Annotated in this window: 19 protein-coding genes; 6 read left to right on the top strand and 13 right to left on the bottom strand. The window is 75.2% G+C overall.

Features of this window, described 5'->3' with window-relative positions; translation table 11 throughout:
• Positions 1 to 18: 18 nt before the first annotated feature.
• The 5 genes from ACR9E3_RS02175 to ACR9E3_RS02195 form a co-directional block, all read right to left on the bottom strand.
• Positions 19 to 2,022, bottom strand: a complete 2,004-nt coding sequence (locus ACR9E3_RS02175) for a CehA/McbA family metallohydrolase (RefSeq protein WP_460378064.1) — start codon at positions 2,020 to 2,022, stop codon at positions 19 to 21.
• Positions 2,022 to 2,852: a mycofactocin-coupled SDR family oxidoreductase gene (locus ACR9E3_RS02180; protein WP_460378066.1), complete on the bottom strand. Its 831-nt coding sequence runs from the start codon at positions 2,850 to 2,852 to the stop codon at positions 2,022 to 2,024. Before ACR9E3_RS02180 ends, ACR9E3_RS02175 begins: the two co-directional genes overlap by 1 nt.
• Before the next feature lie 57 nt (positions 2,853 to 2,909).
• Complete coding sequence (locus ACR9E3_RS02185; RefSeq protein ID WP_460378068.1) at positions 2,910 to 3,698, bottom strand: DUF1684 domain-containing protein; 789 nt, start codon at positions 3,696 to 3,698, stop codon at positions 2,910 to 2,912.
• A complete protein-coding gene (gene msrA, locus ACR9E3_RS02190; RefSeq protein ID WP_285659028.1) occupies positions 3,695 to 4,210 on the bottom strand; it encodes a peptide-methionine (S)-S-oxide reductase MsrA in 516 nt (171 codons plus the stop codon). Before msrA ends, ACR9E3_RS02185 begins: the two co-directional genes overlap by 4 nt.
• Before the next feature lie 70 nt (positions 4,211 to 4,280).
• Positions 4,281 to 4,829 (bottom strand): helix-turn-helix domain-containing protein, encoded by a 549-nt coding sequence (locus tag ACR9E3_RS02195; RefSeq protein ID WP_460378070.1) that lies wholly within the window; start codon positions 4,827 to 4,829, stop codon positions 4,281 to 4,283.
• Positions 4,830 to 4,971: 142 nt separating this feature from the next.
• Between ACR9E3_RS02195 and ACR9E3_RS02200 the strand changes: the two genes are divergently transcribed.
• Positions 4,972 to 5,439: an SRPBCC family protein gene (locus ACR9E3_RS02200; RefSeq protein WP_460378072.1), complete on the top strand. Its 468-nt coding sequence runs from the start codon at positions 4,972 to 4,974 to the stop codon at positions 5,437 to 5,439.
• On the opposite strand, the gene ACR9E3_RS02205 is transcribed toward ACR9E3_RS02200, so the two are convergent.
• Positions 5,375 to 5,947: a 2'-5' RNA ligase family protein gene (locus tag ACR9E3_RS02205; RefSeq protein WP_460378073.1), complete on the bottom strand. Its 573-nt coding sequence runs from the start codon at positions 5,945 to 5,947 to the stop codon at positions 5,375 to 5,377. The genes ACR9E3_RS02200 and ACR9E3_RS02205 overlap by 65 nt on opposite strands.
• 10 nt (positions 5,948 to 5,957) lie before the next feature.
• Here ACR9E3_RS02205 and ACR9E3_RS02210 point away from each other — a divergent pair, with 10 nt between their 5' ends.
• From ACR9E3_RS02210 to ACR9E3_RS02230, 5 genes are all read left to right on the top strand, one after another.
• Complete coding sequence (locus ACR9E3_RS02210; RefSeq protein ID WP_460378075.1) at positions 5,958 to 6,296, top strand: hypothetical protein; 339 nt, start codon at positions 5,958 to 5,960, stop codon at positions 6,294 to 6,296.
• A gap of 10 nt (positions 6,297 to 6,306) precedes the next feature.
• Entirely contained in the window at positions 6,307 to 7,233 is a 927-nt protein-coding gene (locus ACR9E3_RS02215) for an LLM class flavin-dependent oxidoreductase (protein ID WP_460378077.1), read from the top strand.
• 218 nt (positions 7,234 to 7,451) lie between these two features.
• Positions 7,452 to 8,327 (top strand): EamA family transporter, encoded by an 876-nt coding sequence (locus ACR9E3_RS02220; RefSeq protein WP_460378078.1) that lies wholly within the window; start codon positions 7,452 to 7,454, stop codon positions 8,325 to 8,327.
• Between the two features lie 67 nt (positions 8,328 to 8,394).
• Positions 8,395 to 9,708 carry an alpha/beta hydrolase family protein gene (locus tag ACR9E3_RS02225; RefSeq protein WP_460378079.1) on the top strand — a complete coding sequence of 438 codons (1,314 nt, stop codon included), beginning with the start codon at positions 8,395 to 8,397 and terminating at the stop codon, positions 9,706 to 9,708.
• Positions 9,709 to 9,752: 44 nt separating this feature from the next.
• Complete coding sequence (locus ACR9E3_RS02230) at positions 9,753 to 10,532, top strand: SDR family NAD(P)-dependent oxidoreductase (RefSeq protein ID WP_460378081.1); 780 nt, start codon at positions 9,753 to 9,755, stop codon at positions 10,530 to 10,532.
• 84 nt (positions 10,533 to 10,616) lie between these two features.
• Here the strand turns inward: ACR9E3_RS02230 and ACR9E3_RS02235 are convergent, their stop codons facing one another.
• From ACR9E3_RS02235 to ACR9E3_RS02265, 7 genes are all read right to left on the bottom strand, one after another.
• Entirely contained in the window at positions 10,617 to 11,519 is a 903-nt protein-coding gene (locus ACR9E3_RS02235; RefSeq protein WP_460378083.1) for a sulfite exporter TauE/SafE family protein, read from the bottom strand.
• Between the two features lie 10 nt (positions 11,520 to 11,529).
• Positions 11,530 to 12,573 (bottom strand): 2,3-butanediol dehydrogenase, encoded by a 1,044-nt coding sequence (locus ACR9E3_RS02240; protein WP_460378084.1) that lies wholly within the window; start codon positions 12,571 to 12,573, stop codon positions 11,530 to 11,532.
• Positions 12,573 to 13,337, bottom strand: a complete 765-nt coding sequence (locus ACR9E3_RS02245) for an SDR family NAD(P)-dependent oxidoreductase (protein WP_460378086.1) — start codon at positions 13,335 to 13,337, stop codon at positions 12,573 to 12,575. The genes ACR9E3_RS02240 and ACR9E3_RS02245 overlap by 1 nt, the downstream gene beginning before the upstream one ends.
• 71 nt (positions 13,338 to 13,408) lie before the next feature.
• Positions 13,409 to 14,098, bottom strand: coding sequence for an alpha/beta fold hydrolase (locus ACR9E3_RS02250; protein ID WP_460378088.1), 690 nt, complete (start codon positions 14,096 to 14,098; stop codon positions 13,409 to 13,411).
• 79 nt (positions 14,099 to 14,177) lie between these two features.
• The gene (locus ACR9E3_RS02255) at positions 14,178 to 14,975 is read right to left on the bottom strand and encodes an alpha/beta fold hydrolase (RefSeq protein WP_460378090.1); all 798 of its coding nucleotides are present in this window, start codon (positions 14,973 to 14,975) and stop codon (positions 14,178 to 14,180) included.
• Positions 14,976 to 14,988: 13 nt separating this feature from the next.
• Positions 14,989 to 15,627: a DNA-3-methyladenine glycosylase family protein gene (locus ACR9E3_RS02260; RefSeq protein WP_460378092.1), complete on the bottom strand. Its 639-nt coding sequence runs from the start codon at positions 15,625 to 15,627 to the stop codon at positions 14,989 to 14,991.
• A gap of 27 nt (positions 15,628 to 15,654) precedes the next feature.
• Positions 15,655 to 17,472, bottom strand: coding sequence for a [protein-PII] uridylyltransferase (locus ACR9E3_RS02265; protein ID WP_460378093.1), 1,818 nt, complete (start codon positions 17,470 to 17,472; stop codon positions 15,655 to 15,657).
• Positions 17,473 to 17,572 lie beyond the last annotated feature (100 nt).

A 17,572-nucleotide genomic window follows, 5' to 3' on the forward strand; every position in this document is an offset into this window, starting at 1 on the left:
GGGCTATAGCACCGAAGCTCACTCACATAGGGACCGGTACACCGCGCGGGCCTGCTCGAACACCGCGTGGTGGTCGGCGAGCTGGGCGTCGCGGTGGTCGGGGTCGAAGCGGCCCTCGGCCAGGACGAGCGCCTCGACGCGGTCGAGCAGACCCAGGCACCAGCGGGCGTCGGCGGGGCGGCCGACCCGCTCCCCCGCCACCTCGACGTGCACCGGCGAGGTGTGGGCGAACACCGGCCGCTCGGGGTCGAGGGGGTGCGGGCCGCCGCGGGCGAGCGCGGCGATCCACAGCGGGCCGCCGACCGTCACCGAGGCCACCACGGTGCCGTCCGGTCCGACCGGAGCCGCGGCGATCTCGCCGTCGGGGCCGACGAGGACGACCTCGTCCGCCCCGCTCCCTCGCACCCGGGCGCGCACCGCGAGCACGTCGCCGACCTCGGCCGTCACCACGTCACCCGGTCCGGCCCCGTCGACGGCCAGGGAGACGAACGGCCCGTTCGTCGCGACCGTCCGCCCCGCCCGCACCGCATCCCGCACCGCCTCGGCGGAGACCGGCGCCCCGCCGAGCTGCGCGTAGGTCCGCAGCCAGCCCGGCGGGTTGGACGCGACGCCCGGGCCGTGGGCGAAGGACAGGAAGACGTCGCTGCCCGCCACGGCTGCGAGACGCAGGCCGCACCCGAGCAGGCGGTGGTAGAGCTCGGCGCCGGCACGGTCGTCGAAGCACGACACGACCTCGAGACCGTCGACCAGGCCGAGCGCGGCGTCCACCACGAGCGCGCGGGCCTCGACGGTGCGGTGCGGCGAGAGGAACGGGCCGTACGGGTCGTCCTCCGCGACCCCGAAGGGTGCGAACACCGGGTGCGCGTAGGCGGTCGAGGCGCCCGACGCCCGCAGGTCGGCGCACGCCGCGCTGTTCGGCGGCCAGTCGTACGGGTGCCCGGTGCCGGCGTGCCCGGTCTGGTACCGCGCCGGCGGCGCGCCCGGGGCCAGCGCGTGCACGTGGCCGAGCAGGTCGTTGCGGAACTCGACCGACGCCCGGGCGGAGGCGTCACCACGCCACAGGTCCGACCCCACCGTCACCTCGAACAGCTCGCGGTCGTAGACCCGCTCGCCGCCGAGGTTGCCGGCGGTGAGGTTCACGAGGTCCAGGCCCTCGCCGCACTGCATCGCCCGCGCCTGCTCGGGGGTGACGACGAGGTCGCCGGAGTAGTTGAGGTGCACGTGCAGGTCCGCCGAGCGCCAGCCCTCGGCGCCCGGGTCGACGACGCGCTCGGGGTCGAGATCGACCGTCGCCTCGCCGTCCACGGCGACCGTCCGCGACACCGGCGTGTACTCCGGCCCGCGCGTGCACGTCACCGTCAGCTCCCCGGCCGGGACCGTGAGCGTGGTGTCGCGCGCGTGGAAGTACGGCCGGTGCGCGCCGTCGTGCTTGGGCGGCACGCCCTCGGGCCACCACCCGCCGCCCGCCGCGTCGACCACCGACCAGCGCGACCACCCCGTCCCGCGCACCCGCAGCGTCGCGGCGGCCCGGACGTCGACCGCCCCGTCCACCAGGTGCACCGCGCCGCGGTGCCCGACCCGGAGGGCGTCGCCGACGAGGTCGACGGTCAGCACGTGCGCGCCCCCGGTGCGCACGGTGACCGGCGTGCCCGTGACGTCGAGCTCCGCGGTGGTGGCGGCCTCGACGACCACGTCGACGGTCGACGGCCGGCCCGCGACCGCGAGCCGCGGCGTCCCGACGCGCGAGGTCAGCACCCCGTCCGCATCCACGGAGAGCACCACCAGCCCGGGCCCGGGGTGCTCGCCCGCGACCCGGCGGATCGCCAGCGACCAGTCGCCGCCGGTCGCCGCCAGCGCGGCGGTGAGGTCGCCGAGCCGCGAGAAGCGCGCGAGCCGGAAGAACTCGGGCAGGTCTTCGGAGCCCCAGTCCCAGCGACGCTCGTCGCGCAGCCGCCGGTAGTGGGCGAGCGCCTCGATCGCGGCGGGCGGGAGATCGAGGACCTCGTCGTCCTGACAGCACATCAGCGAGCAGTGAACCCCGCGTCGACCGGCAGCGCCACACCCGTCACGTAGCGGGCCTCGTCCGAGACGAGCCAGGCGACCGCGTCGGTGATGTCCTCCGGCGCCAGCAGGCTGACGGGCAGGAGGTTGCCGACGTCGGGCATCTCGTCCGCCGGCACGGAGAAGCGGGCCGCCACGGCGTCGTTCAGCACCATCGTCGTGGCGACGCCCGCGGGGTGCACGGAGTTGACGCGGACGGAGTGCGGCGCGAGCCAGTGCGCCCACGACCGCATGAGCCCGACGACCGCGTGCTTGCTCGCGATGTAGCCGTCCATCTGACCGCTGCCGTCGCCGCCGCGCCCGGTCAGGCCCATCGAGGAGCTGGTCAGCACGATCGCGCCGCCACGCCCCTGCTCGATCATCGTGGGCACCGCGGCCTGGACGGTGTTCCAGACGCCGACGGTGTTGACCTCGAGCTGGTCGCGGAACGCCCGCGCCTCCGTGACGTCCGGCGAGGCCATGCCGATGCCGGCGTTGGCCAGCACGACGTCGACGCCGCCGAGCTCGGCGACCCCCGCGGCGACGGCCTTGCCGAGCGCGTCGGCGTCCCGGACGTCGGCGACGTGCGCGCTGACCCGACCGCCGCGGGCGCGGATCCCGGCCGCGGTCTCCTCGAGGTCGTCGTGTCCCGCCATCGGGTAGGCGACGCCCTCGATCGGCGCGCAGATGTCGACCGCGACCACGTCCGCGCCCTGCTCGGCGAGCCGCCAGGCGTGGCTGCGGCCCTGCCCGCGGGCCGCGCCCGTGACGAGCGCGACCCGCCCCGCCTGAGGTCCTGTGCGTGCGTCCATGGCGGGCACCGTAGCAGCGATGGTCCTATTCAAGAACCATCGACTACGACGACGGGATCAGACCGGCGTCTTCTCCCCCGCCGCGACGGGCACCGTGACGGTGTTGCCCGCCGGGGGCAGCGGGCACGTCGCCGACGCGGTGAAGGCGCACGGCAGGTTGACCGTGCGGTTGAAGTCGATCCGCACGCTGCCGTCGGCCGCGGGCGCGTCGGTGCGCAGGATGCGCCCGCCGCCGTAGGTCAGCTCGCCCGACGTCTCGTCACGGAAGTGCAGCTTGAGCTCCTCGCCCTCACCGGAGAGCGCCACCAGCTCCTGGTCGGCCCCGCCGACGGTGAACGTCACGGTGCCGACGGCGGTCGGGTGGAACCCGAGACCGTCCACCACCGTGTCGACGTCGATCCGCCGCGGCGCGTCCCACGGCGTGAACCGGCCGGTGACGACCCACGCGGCGTCGACCGGGAACGCGGGCACGCCGGCGAACTCCCGGCGCGTCCGCGCCTCGGGGTCGCGCACCCGCAGCGCGAGGTGCTCCTCGCGGCGGATCACCTCGACCCGGCGCCGGTCGACCGTGACGAGCACGCCCGGCTTGCCGTCGACCGGCTCGACCCGCGCGGTGCCGTCCACGGGCTCGCCGTCGACGACGACGTCGTCGGCCGCCGCGGCGGTGATCTCCACCCCGCCGTCGACCGCGCGCCAGGTGCCCGGCAGGCCCGGGTACGGGCGGGCCTCGCCGTCGAGCCAGTACAGGCCGGTGAGGCTGAGCCAGCCGTGGGGCGCGCGGAGCACCTCCTCGCGCTCGGCGTGCCACGTGGCCCAGTCCTGCGCGAGGTCCAGGGTGCTCGTCATCCGGTGGTCGCCTCCCGGCGCGGCAGCACCCAGCCGGGGCGCACGAAGTGGCAGGTGTAGCCCCAGGGCTGCTTCTGCAGGTAGTCCTGGTGCTCCGGCTCGGCCTCCCAGAAGTCGCTCGCCGGCTCCACCTCGGTGACGACCTTGCCCGGCCACAGGCCGGAGGCGTCGACGTCGGCGATGGTGTCGCGCGCGATGCGCTCCTGCTCGGGCGTCGTGTAGTAGATGGCCGAGCGGTAGCTGCGGCCGATGTCGTTGCCCTGACGGTTCTTGGTCGACGGGTCGTGGATCTGGAAGAAGAACTCCAGGATCGTCCGGTAGGAGATCACCTCGTCGTCGAACACGACCTCGACGGCCTCGGCGTGGTCGCCGTGGCGACGGTAGGTGGCGTTCGGGGTGTTCGGGTCTCCGGAGTATCCGACCCGGGTGGAGAGGATCCCCGGACGCTGCCGCAGCAGCTCCTGCGCTCCCCAGAAGCACCCACCGGCCAGGATGGCGGTCTGCGTGGCCACTGATCGACCTCCTCGGTCTCGGCTTGCGTGGGGGAAACGCACGCCGCCGCCACGGTGTTCCGTGGGTCGATCAGTCCCGGCTCACCACCGACAGGAACCGCACCGGGGCCTCGAGCAGCTCGTACGGGCCGTGCTCGCCCTCGGCGTCGAGCTGCAGCGTGTCCCCCGGCCGCAGGGTGTACCGCGCGTCCTCGTAGCCGTAGACCATCGCGCCCTCGAGGACGTAGAGCAGCTCACGTCCCGGGTGACGGCCGCGGTCCCCGGGGTCGACGCGCGCGTCGCCGTCCAGCGTGACGAGGTGGGCCTCGAGCGGGCCGTGCGGTGGTCCGAGCCGGCGGTCCCCCGCCGCGGCGACCGGTGCGCCGGCGGGCGTGAACACCACCCGGTGGGACGGTGCGACCTCACCGAGCAGCGCCCCGACCGGCACCTCGAGCGCCGCCGCGAGACGGGCCAGCGTCGTCAGGCTGCAGGACGTCCGCCGGTGCTCGATCTTCGAGAGCATCGCCTTGGAGATCCCGGCGCGGGCGGCGAGCTCGCCGTTGGACAGACCGAGGGCCAGGCGACGCCGGCGCACCTGCTCGGCGAGGGCGTGCTCGGGGGCCCCGGGATCCTCAGTCACGGCTCCCGTTCACCCGGCCTCCCCCTCGTGTCGCCCGACCAGCGTCACCCGCGGCGCGACGCGGTGGGTTACAGGGACGTTTCCGGTGGTGCGTCCGGGTGCCGACGGTCGATGTGCCACTCGGGGTGACATGCTCCGCACCGTGAGCGAGCAGCGCATCGAGGTCTCGCGGGTCATCGCCGCCGAGCCCGCCACGATCTTCGACGTCCTGCGCGACCCGCACGGGCACGTCTCGATCGACAGCTCGGGCATGCTCATGGACGCCACCGGCGAGCCCGTCGAGGCGGTGGGCGACCGCTTCACCGTGCACATGGACCGCGAGTCGCTCGGCGACCGGCCGCTCGGCCGCTACGACGTCGACGTCGTCATCACCCTGTACGAGCCCGACCACGACATCGCCTGGACCATCGAGGGCGTGGCGCGGCCGTTCATCGGCCACGTCTACGGCTACCACCTCGAGCCCGTCGAGGACGGCACGCGCGTCACGTCCTACTACGACTGGTCGCGCATCCATCCCGAATGGGCGGAGAAGGACGTCTTCCCGATCATCTCGGCGCAGGCCCTCCGGTCGACGCTGGGGATCCTCGCCCGGACCGTCCAGAAGGACTGAGCACCGCCTCGGCCCCGACGTCCCAGGTCTGCGTGCGCACCATGAGCTGCACCCGGTCGACGGTGGTCGTGAGGGGGAGCCGCGGGGCGAGCGCCGCGGCGGCGTCGGCCAGCGCGGCGGCCGGGGCGGCCCGGCGCAGGCCGACGGTGAGGTGCGGGACGAGCTCGCGGTCCGCGGGCGGCACCGCCGGCACGGCGCGCCGGATGCGCTCGGCGATCTCGCGGAACGGGGCGACCGGGTCGGGCGCGAGCCACAGCACGCGGTCGGAGAACCACCGCAGCGCGCCGAACGAGCAGGCGAACGGCGCGACCGGCGCCACCGCCGCGCGGAGCGCCCCGACGTCGGAGTCGGTGACGTCCGCGGGCTCGAGGAAGGGGTAGACCAGCGTGAGGTGCGCCCCGAGCCCGCGGCGCGCGGTGGGGTCGAGCCGCTCGCGGAACGGGCCCACCAGCGGCTCGGCGTCGGGGACCAGCACCGCGATCATCGTGCGGCGCGGCTGATCGTCCATGCTGGAGAGCGTGGCAGCGACGACGGCGAGCTTCGACCGCTTCGGCGTGAGTTACCTGACCGGCAACTCCCGCGCACCGGGCGCCATCACGGCGGTGGTCCAGTGCTTCTCCGGCGACGGGGAGGTCGCGCAGCTGCAGTTCTTCCCCCGCGGGGTCCCGGTGACGCTGCCGGGCGGCCTGGGCTCGAGCGGCAACGTCGTCCTCTACTTCGGGATCGACGACCTGCCCGGTGTCCTCGACGTGCTCCGGCGCACCCCGGTGGCCACGGTCGCCCTCGACCCCGACGAGGGCCACGGCGCCCTGTACGGCGCGACCGAGCAGGCCGGCGACGGCGCCGAGCGGGGCTAGGGTCGTCGGCGTGCGCTGGTCGATCTCCCTGCCCCAGCTCGACGTCGACGGCTTCGACGGCGACGGGCTCGCCTTCTTCCTGGCCCGCGCCGAGGAGCTCGGGTTCGAGGGCGGCTGGACGCTCGAGCAGGCGGTCGGCCCGACGCCGCTCATCGCCCCGCTCGAGCTGCTCGCGTGGGCCGCCGGGCACTCGACGCGCCTGCGCCTCGGCGTCGCGGTGCTGGTGAGCTCGCTGCACGACCCCCTCCAGCTCGCCGCGTCCCTCACCGCGGTCGACCGACTGAGCCACGGGCGCCTGGACGTCGGCGTCGCGCCCGGCGGCGGGTTCCGGCAGTTCGAGGCGTTCGGGGTGGAGCGCGAGACCTTCGTCGCCCGCTTCACCGAGGGCCTCGCGCTGATGGAGGCCGCCTGGTCGGACGCCCCGCGCGTGACGTTCCACGGCCGGTTCCGCGACGTCGACGACCTCCCCATCGCCCCGAAGCCGGTGCAGCGCCCGCACCCGCCGATCTGGTTCGGCGCGAACGCCCAGCGCGCCCTCGCCCGCGCGGTCCGGCTCGGCGACGCGTTCCTCGGCGCCGGGTCGTCGTCCACGGCGCGGTTCGCCGAGCAGGTGTCGACGGTGCGCGCCGAGCTCGACCGCCAGGGCCGCGACCCGGCCCCGTTCACGATCGGCAAGCGGGTCTACCTCGCCGTCGACGACGACGCGGACCGCGCGCGCCGGCAGGTCGCCGCCGGCCTGCACCGGATCTACGGCGACATGCCCGGCCTCGACGACGTCGCCGTCGCCGGGACCCCCGACGACGTCGCGCGGGGGCTGACCGAGGTCACGGCCGCGGGCGCCGAGATGATCGTGCTCAACCCCCTCGGCGACACCGTCACCGACGACCGCGAGCAGATGGAGCGCCTCGCGGCCGTGGTCCTGCCGCGGGTCGGCTGAGCGGGTACGGTCCGGCGCAGCACGTGGTTGCGCCTAGGGTTCCGCCCGCCGCCCGCCTCCTGACCCACAACCAGGGTGGCCGGGGTCTGGACCGAGCGGCGCCACGGCCGCCCCGACGACAGCGTCGGGCCGGTCGACACCTGACGGGAGAGAAGCCCTGAGGGCTCCGATTCGACGTGCCCGTCCCCGGACGGGACCGACGCCCAGGAGCCTCCCCGGTGATCCTCCCCGTCCTCTCCTCCTCCCCCGCCACCGACGGCCTGTCCGGCGGCATCGTCGCGATCACGCTGCTCGCCGCGGTGCTGCACGCCGTGTGGAACGCGGTCGCCCACGGCGTCCCCGACCGTCTCGTCGGCTTCGGGCTGATCGGCGCGGCCTACGTGGTGGTGCCCGGCATCGGCGTGATCGTGCTCGGGCTGCCGCCGGCCGACGCGTGGCCGTTCATCCTGGCCTCGGCCGCGCTGCACGTCGTCTACACGCTGCTGCTCTGGGCGAGCTATCAGCTCGGCGAGTTCAGCCAGGTCTACCCGGTGGCGCGCGGCACCGCGCCGTGGGTCGTCGCGCTCATCGAGGTGGCGCTCGGGCACAGCCTGCCGCCGCAGCAGCTCGCGGGCGTCGTGGTGATCTCTCTGGGACTCCTGAGCCTGGCGCTCGACGGCGGGCGCCCGTCCCGGGCGACGCTGCCCGCGCTGGGCGCCGCGACGGCCACCGGGCTCGCGATCGCCGCGTACACCGTCGTCGACGCCACCGCGGTCGCCACGACCCCGGTGCTGGTGTACGCCTCGTGGACGTTCCTGCTCCAGGGCCCGGTGATGCCGATCGTCGCCCTGGCGCGCCGCGGACGCCGGCTGCGGGCCGTCACGCCGTCCGTCGCGCTCGTGGGCCTCGGCGGCGGCGTCGTGTCCCTGGCCGCGTACGGGCTCGTGCTCGTCGCCCAGACCAGCGGGGCCACCGCGGCCGTCGCGGCCCTGCGCGAGACCAGCATCGTCATCGGCGCGCTGATCGGGACGGTCTTCCTCGGCGAGAGCTTCGGGCTGCGCCGGGCGGTGGCCGCCGCCGTCGTCGCCGTCGGCATCGTGCTGGTCAACGTCTGACACCGGTATCGGGACTGGTCGTCGTGACCAGTGCCCGCCGCGCGGTCGGCGACCACGATCGACCGGTATGGCGCACGCGCAGACCACTCCCCCGACTCCGCCGACTGCCCCGACCGCCGGCCTCACGGTCGACCAGCTCGACCACGCCGGGACGCCCTCGCACGAGGTCTACACCGCCGGCTTCTACGAGGACACCGGCTGGGACTTCGTCGTCCGCACGCTGCTGGGCAAGGCGACACGGGGCGGCGCGGACATCGGCGAGGTGCTCGCCGCCATCGCCCCGATCCGTCCGAAGGACCACACCGGGTGGTTCGCCGCGTGGAGGACGCTGGGTGAGCGCGTCGCCGCGATCGCCGAGACCAGCAGGACGCGCGGCCACCGCGCGAGCGCGGCGCGCGCCTACCTCCGGGCGGCCAACTACCTCGCGGCGGCGGTCAACGCCGTTCCCGGTCTCGAGAGCGACGACGAGCTGCTGCCGACGTTCCGCGCGCACCGGGCGGCGTGGGACGGGTTCCTCGCGACCGTCCGCTGGCCCGTCGAGAGCTTCACGATCCCCTACGAGGGCGACACGATGCCCGGCTGGATCTTCCGGCCGGACACCTCCGGCGCCGTGCGCCCGACGCTGGTGATGAACCTGGGCAGCGACGAGGCGATCACCGGGGTGTGGAGCGAGGGCGCGGAGGGCGCGCTCGAGCGGGGCTACGACGTCGTGATCTTCGAGGGCCCGGGCCAGCAGTCGATGCTCTTCGAGCGCGGCATCCCGTTCCGTCCCGACTGGGAGCAGGTGCTCACGCCCGTGGTCGACGCCGTCCTGGGGTTCGCGGACGTCGACGCCGCGAAGCTCGCGCTCTACGGCGTGAGCCAGGCGGGCTACTGGGTGCCCCGCGCCCTCGCGTTCGAGCACCGGTTCGCCGCCGCGATCGCGGACGGGGGCGTCGTCGACATGGCACGTACCTGGACCGCGTACCTCCCGCAGCGCATCCTCGCCGCCTACGAGCGGGGCGAGAAGAAGCGCTTCGACGAGGAGATGGGCATCGCCATGCACCTGCCCGGCATGAGGGAGCGTCGCATCGCCTGGGCGTTCCGAGCCCGGCCCTACGGGGTGTCCGGCCACTCCGCGGTCCTCGACGAGGTCGCGAAGTACGACGTGCGTCCGGTCGCCGGGCGGATCACGACACCGCTCTACGTCATCGACGCCGACGGCGACCAGTTCTTCGCCGGCCAGCCCGCCGAGCTCGCGGCCCTGGTCCCGGGCGCGACCCACGCCCGGTTCACCGAGGACGAGGGCGCGAGCTACCACTGCCAGCCGCTCGCCCGCGAGCTCACCGAGCAGCGCATGCTCGACTGGCTGGACGAGCAGATCGGTCACACCGAGGCCTGAGCACCGCTGCGACGGGGCGGGTCGCCGGAGGACGAGGAGGAGTCATGGACCTGGGGTTGCGTGGTGCGGTCGCCGTGGTGACCGGGGCGAGCCGCGGCATCGGGCTCGCGGTGGTGCGCGCGCTGGTCGACGAGGGGGCGCACGTGGTCGCGGGCGCCCGCTCGAGCTCGGAGGACCTGGCGGCGCTCGCCGACGCCGGGGCGGTCGACGTGGTCCCGGTCGACCTCGCCGATCCCGCGGGTCCGGCCGAGCTGGTGGCCGCGGCCGGCGACCGGATCGACGTGCTGGTGAACAACGTCGGCGCCGTCACGCCGCGCCTCGAGGGCTTCCTCGGGATCACCGATGAGCAGTGGGAGCGCTCCTGGACGCTCAACCTCATGACCGCGGTCCGGTCGACGCGCGCGGCGCTCCCGGCGATGCTCGCGGCCGGGCGGGGATCGGTGGTGTGCGTCGGGTCGGTCAACGCGTTCCTCCCCGACCCCGGGGTGATGGACTACTGCGCGGGCAAGGCGGCACTCGAGAACTTCGCCAAGGCGCTGTCGAAGGAGGTCGGCCCGCGCGGGATCCGCGTCAACTGCGTGAGTCCCGGGCCCGTGGCCACCGACCTGTGGCTCGGCGACTCGGGTGTGGCGCAGACGGTCGGCGCCGCGGCCGGGCGCTCGCCGCAGGAGATCGCCGACGCCGCCGTCGCGGGCACGGCCACCGGACGCTTCACCCGGCCCGAGGAGGTCGCGGACCTCGTCGTCCTGCTCGCGGGCGGGCGCGCCGGGAACGTGACCGGTACCGGGATCACCATCGACGGCGGGCTGGTGGACACGCTGTGAGGCGGCGGTTGAGCGGACCCGAACCCTTCTTCGTCGGCGGCCGCGGCGTCGAGCCGCTCCTGCCGACCCTGTCGATGCTCGACCTCACCGCTCTGGGGCGTCAGGAGACGTGGGAGGACACCCCCGAGGGCCGTCCACAGATCCCGCCGTATCGGGCGCAGCGGCACGACGAGTACTGACCGACGATCGCCGACGCGCCAGCGCCGCGATCTCCCGCACGGCCATGAGCAGCGCGAACGTCCCGAACACCAGACCCAGCACCTCGGTGTGCAGCGCCAGTCCGAGCAGGGCCCCGACGATGACGCCGGGCGCCGAGGTCAGCCCGAGCACCCAGCCCCAGCGCGCCGAGGCGGTGCCCTGGCGGACGTGCACCCAGGAGCCGACGACCGAGTTCGGGATGAACATCAGCAGCGACGTCCCGGCCGCCACGTGCAGCTCGACGCCGAACAGCAGCACCATCGCGGGCACCGCGAGCAGCCCGCCGCCGAGCCCCATCGCGCCCGACCAGGCGCCCACCGCGAGACCGACGACCAGGGTCGTCGGCACGACGAACCACGGGTCGGCGAGCAGCGCGGGCGGGACGAGGGCGTGCGTGAACAGCGGCGGGCCGAAGGCGTCGACCCCGAACTTGGCCGCCGTCAGCAGCAGGATCGCGATCAGCAGGACGCGCAGCACGTTCTCGCGGGTCCGGGCGAGCAGCCACGGCCCGAGCGCCCCGCCGACGGTCGCGCCGACCGCCATCCCGGTCCCGACGGCGAGGTCGAGCGCGCCGCCCCCGATCGCATAGGTGGCGGCGCCGGCGACGCAGAGCCCGATCTGCGCGACGGTGGACGTACCGTGCACCCGGGCACGGGTCATCGACGTGAAGCGGTCGAGTGCCGGGACGAAGAGGACCCCGGCGCCGCCGCCGATGAGACCGCCCACCACACCGCCCGCGACCCCGATGGCCGCGATCCGCCCGGTGGAACCGACCTCCTCGTCCGTCACCCGCCCCACGCTAGAGATCGATCAGCACCTTCATGCGCTCGCCGCGACGCAGTTCCTCGTACACGGTGAGGAGATCGTCGAGCGGCGCGTGGTCGACCCAGCCCGCACCCGTGATCTCGCCGCGGGACATGCTCGCGATGACGTGGCGGTAGTCGTCGTCGGTGTAGACCAGCGAGGCGACGATCTGGGCCTCACCCAGGAGCAGGGCGGTCGGGTTGAGCTCCATCGCCTGCTCGTGGATGCCGACGACGACGATCCGACCCCGCGGCGCGAGCGCCCCGATGCCGGTGAGGATCGCGGCGCCCACGCCGGCGGCGTCGAAGACCACCTCGGCGCCGAGGCCGTCGGTGGCGTCGCGGGCGGCGGTGGCGACCTCGGTCGTGGTCGGGTCGATGACGTGCCGCGCGCCGAGCCCGGTGAGGATCGCGCGCCGCTGGGCCGACGGGTCGCTCGCGACGATGTCGGTGATGCCCTTCGCGCGCAGGGCGAAGTAGAGCCCGACCCCGATGGGGCCGAGGCCCGCGATGACCGCGAGCTGTCCCGGCCGGATCCCCGAGATCTCCACGGCGTGATAGCTCACGGCCATCGGCTCGACCAGCGCGCCCATCTCCAGCGACACGTTCTCCGGCAGCGCGAACACCATGCTCTCGGGCAGCACGGTGTACTCCGAGAGCCCGCCGCCGTGCCCGGACAGCCCGTGGAAGGCGAGCACCCGGCAGGTGTTGGGCGCGCCCGCGCGGCAGGACGGGCAGGCGCCGCACGTGTAGGTGGGGCGCACGGCGACCCGGTCGCCGGCGGCCACGGAGCGCACGCCGTCGCCGGTGGCGACGACGGTGCCGGAGAACTCGTGCCCGAGGGTCACCGGGGCCCGCACGCCGGTCTGCGGATGCGGTTCGACGGGGACGAAGGTCTCGGACGCGAAGTACTCGTGCAGGTCCGAGCCGCACACGCCGTTGTGGGCGACGCGCAGCTTGACCTGGCCGGGCCCGGCCTCGGGCTCGTCGACGTCGGCGAGGCGGATGTCGCGCGGGTGGTGGTAGACCGCGGCACGCATCAGGCGCCGCCGCTCATGCCGCCGTCGATCGCGAAGGTCGTGCTGGAGACCATCGCGCTCGCGTCGGAGGCGAGGTAGAGCGCGGCCTGGGCGATCTCGTCGACGGTCGTGTGCCGGCCGAGGGGGATCATCCCGTCGAAGTCGACCGCGGCGTCGGCCTGCGACTTGCCGGTCGCCCGCATCTCGATGTCGTCCTGGAACGGGGTCGACGTGGGCCCGGGGTGCAGGGTGTTGACCCGGATCCGACGGGGGGCGACCTCGGCGGCCGCGGACTTCATCAGCCCGACCTGACCGTGCTTCGCCGCGACGTACGCCGAGAGGTCGCCGAAGCCGACCAGCCCGACCACGCTGGACGTGATGATCACGCTGCCGCCGTCGTTCATCTGCGGCAGCGTGTGCTTGAGGACGTGGAACGCACCCCCGACGTGCACGGCGAGCGTGCGGGCGAACACGTCCTCGGGGTAGTCGACGATCTTCGCGACCGCGCCGGAGATGCCCGCGTTGGAGAACACGACGTCGAGGCGACCGAAGCGCTCGACGCCGGTACCGACCGCGGCGGCCACCGCGGCGGAGTCGGTGACGTCGGCGACCGCCGACACCGCGTGGTCAGGGCCGATCTCCTCGGCCGCGCTCTCGAGCTTGGCCTCGTCGATGCCGACGAGCACCACCTTCGCGCCCTCGCGCACGAAGAGCCCGGCCGCGGCGCGACCGATCCCGCTCTCCCCGCCGGTGATCAGGGCGACCTTGTCCTGGAGCTGGGCCATCGAGGGTCCTCACATCGTCGGTGGTGTGCAACCGACATGATGGACGCGGGGCCCGGGCGAGGAGAAGGACGTCAGCCGACGCGGGCCAGCGCGGTCTCGACGAGCTCCACGACCGCGTCCGGGTGGGAGATCATCGGCACGTGGCTGGACGCGACCTCGACGGTCGCGGCGCCCATGCGGGCGGCGAACGCGCGCTCCGCGTCCGGCGGGATCGCCTCGTCCTGCGCCGCGACCATGTACCAGCTCGGCAGCCCCTTCCAGGCCGGGATGCCCATGACGTCCTCGAGCGTGCTCGCCGCGAGCGGCTGCTGGACGGCGTGCATGACGCGGGCCTGCGCCGGGTCGACGTCGGCGGCGAAGTGCGCCACGAAGTCGTCCTGCGGCAACCACGCGTAGCCGAGCTCGTCGATCTCGAGGTGGGCCAGGGCCGGGGTCGGCGGCCCCTGGGCGAGGAGCTTGCCGATCGACTCGCCCTCGTCGAGCCCGAACGCGGCGATGTAGACGAGGCCGACGACGTTCGGGGCGTCCTGGCTCAGCGCGGTGATGATCTGCCCGCCGTACGAGTGCCCGACCACGAGCGTGGGCCCGTCCTGCCGTCGCAGCACCTGGCGCAGCCGCGCCACGTCGGCGTCCAGGGACGTCTCGGGGAACTGGGGGCTGGTCACGGTGTGGCCGCGCTCCTGGAGCGCCCGGACGACGGCGCTCCAGCACGAGCCGTCGGCCCACGCGCCATGGACGAGGACGATGTTGAAGCCGCTCACCTGGTCTCCTCCCGCAACGGCTGCCGTGCCACCGACCGTTCCCGGTGGCGGACACGCTCCGATATCGCGGGTACGTCGATCAGGTGACGGGGTGGATCACGCGGCGCACGACGTCGCGGACGGTGGCCAGCACGTCGTCCGGATGGTCGAGGTGGACGCTGTGGCCCGCCCGCGGCCAGGAGATCACCGGCGCGCCGAGCGCGTGCGCGACGCGCTCGTGGGCGCGCCGGACCGCGGCGGTGGGCCTGCGGTCCGCGGTCACCACGGCGGCGGGCACGGGCGGCAGCGCGTCGTCGCGCCAGCGGCGGGCCTGCTCGGTGAGCCCGGTGACCGAGGCGGCGAGCTGCCGGGGGTCCAGGCGCACGGTCCGGTCGACGGCCGCGGCACAGTCCGGTCGCATCGCACGCCTCATCCGCCGGGTCGAGAGCCACAGAAGCCCCTGCAGCAGCGTCGGCCCGAGGCGCGGGATCGCGGCGACCCGGACCGTCGCCGCCGTGCGCCGCTCGATCTGCGCGCAGAGCTCCGGGTCGTTCACCGGTGTCATGTCCAGCAGCACGAGCCCGGCGACGTCGGCGGGGTGCGCGGCGGCGAACAGGGTCGCCACGGCGCCGCCGAGGCTCTGGCCGACCGCGACCACGGGACCCGTCCCGAGCTCGCCGACGAGGGCGTGCAGGTGGTCGGCGGCGCCGGCGAGCGTCCCGGGCACGGGCGAGGAGCCCGTGCCGGGCCGGTCGTGGACGATCACGCGGCAGCCGGGATCGGCGACGAGCCCCTCGACCACCCCCGGGAAGAAGCCCTCGCACGGCGCCGCGCCGCCCGGTAGCAACAGCACCGCCGGGCCGTCGTCGCCGTGGACACGCACTCCCTCGATCGTCATGCGCCCATCGTCGTCAGGCGTTCCCCGGCCCCGGCGCCTGCCCCAGCACCGCCCAGCAGTACCAGGCCGCGACGGTCCGAGAAGGCCGGAACGCCTCCCCGAGGAGGTCCAGCTCCCGTGCGGTCGGGACGGGGATCTCCCACGCCGCGGCGTAGCCCTTGCGGACGGAGAGATCCCCGGTCGGCCAGACGTCGAGGCGCAGCAGCTGGAGCATGAGGAACATCTCCGCGGTCCACCGGCCGACGCCGCGCACGGCCGTCAGCTCGGCGACGACGTCCGCGTCGTCCAGGGCGGCGAGCGTCGGGCCGTCGAGCCGCACCGCGCCGTCGTCGACCTTCACGGCCAGGTCCCGCAGCGACACGATCTTCGCGAGCGACAGCCCGGCCCGGCGCAGGTCGTCGTCCGGCACCGCCCGGAGCGTGTCCGCCGTGACCTCCCCGCCGAGCGCGTCCACCAGGCGGCCGTGGATGGCGTCCGCGGAGCGGTTGGACAGCTGCTGGTGCGTGATCGCCCGCGTGAGGAAGGCGAAGCCGGTCGAGGTCGGCTCGACGATCGTCGGCAGGCCGAACCTGTCGGCCAGACGCGCGATCGTCGGCTCCCGCGCCGCGAGAGCGGTGGCCGCGGCGCGATGGGCCTCCGACAGGACCGGCACGACGCGGCCTCCGTTCCCGCCCGGGTGTCAGACTCCGTCCCGGTCGCCGACGACGACGCCGGCGTCCGGGAGCTCCGAGGATTCCATCCCGATCCCGGCGCCGACGGCCGCCTCGTTCGCGCCGCGTCGCGGGTGGGGCACCGGCCGCCCGGCCATCACCGCCCGGCACCGGCCGACGAGGTCGCCGAGCAGGGCCGCCTCCCACGGGGTCCACACCTCGGGGCCGGTGGCGAGGGCGTCCGCCTCGGCGAGGATCGCCAGCAGCTCGAGCAGGACCGGGTCGCCGCCGAGCGTCGCGACGACCCGCCGCACCGTCACCGGATCGTCCGGATCGCGGCGCCGTGCCGTCAGGGGCAGGAGCCGGTGGTGACGCACCATCGCCGCCAGGGTCTCCCCGTCCGCCGGAGCGAGCCCCAGCCGGCGCCCGAGGTGGCGGGCCAGCTCCGCGCCCACCGCGGCGTGGTCGTGGCCGCGGCCCCGCCCGAGGTCGTGCGTGAGCGCCCCGAGCAGCAGGAGGTCCGGACGCGCGACGCGGGCCGTCCGCGCCGCGGCGTGCCGCGTGGCCTCCATCAGGTGGCGGTCGACGGTCCAGCGATGCCGGCGGTCCCCCGGCGGCAGGTCGCGGACCGCGCCCCACTCCGGGAACAGCCGGCCCCACAGCCCGGCACGCTCGAGCGCCTCGACGACGCCGACGACCCCATCCGACCCGAGCACGGTCAGCAGCTCGCCGCGGGCCTCGTCGGACCACGGCTCCCGCAGCTCCGGCGCGGCGTCGGCCAGCCGGCGCAGGGACGCCGGCGCCATCGGCAGCCCCGTGCGGGCCGAGGCCGCCGCGAGCCGCAGCACGAGCGCGGGATCCCGGCCGACGGGTGCCTGGCGGGCGAGTGCGACCTCCCCGCCGTGCTCGACGACCCCCTCGGCGGGCGACCGGCGCCCGGGGCCGCGCCGCAGGGCCGCGAGACCGCGTCTCGTCGCCGTGGCCTGCGCGGACCGCAGCGCCACGTCGAGGGCGTGGGCGACCGTGCGCCCCGCGCCCGAGAGCGACCGGGCGAGCTCGACTCCGTCGGCGAACCCCGACCCGGGTGTCGCGGCGAGCTCGTGCGCGTCCTCGGCCCACAGGACGTCGCGAGCACGGCCGGCGCGGCGGTGCAGCTCGGTGCGCAGGTCCAGGAGCAACGCCCGGGCCGCGCGCACGTCGGCTCCCGGCTCCTCCACGAGCTGGGCGGCGACCAGCGCGTCGAGAACCCGGAGATCGCGCAGCCCGCCGCGGCCGTGCTCGAGGTCGGCGCCGGTCTGCCGGGCGACCTCACGGGAGGTCTCCCGGCGGGCCCGGACGGCGTCGGCGACCACCTCGATCCGGCCGCGTGCCCCGGCGCGCCACGCCCGGCGCGCCGCCGCGGCGAGACGCTCGGCGACGGCGGGGTCGCCCGCGACCGGCCGCACGTCCAGCAGGTCCGTCGCGACGTCGAGGTCCTCGAGCGACCTCGCGACGACCTCGCCCACGGTGCCCGTCGCGGCGCTCAGGCCGATCCCGGCGTCCCGCAGCGGGGACCAGAGCGCGCCGGCGGTCCGGCCGGTGCCCGCGGCCGGGGCGCTCCCGTCGTGCACGAGCAGGAGATCCAGGTCCGACCACGGAGCCTGCTCGCGGCGGCCCAGCGCCCCGAGCGCGACGAGCGCGGTCCCCCGGGTCACGCCGACGGCCGCGACCCGGCTCGTCAGCCAGAAGTCGTGCAGCTCGACCAGCGCCCCGCGCAGCGCCGCGGGGCCCAGGCGCCGGGCGCCCTCCGGCGGGGAGATCAGCGCCTCCCGGGCCCGCGCCAGGTCCGTCGCCGCGTCCCCGTCCATCCCCGACCTCTCGTCTCGACCGTGCCGGCTCCACGACGCGCGCAGGCGAACGGCACCGGACCCGCCGTCGCTCCCGGCGGGAGGACGGCGGACCGGTGCC

This window comes from Actinomycetospora sp. C-140 (assembly GCF_054796175.1).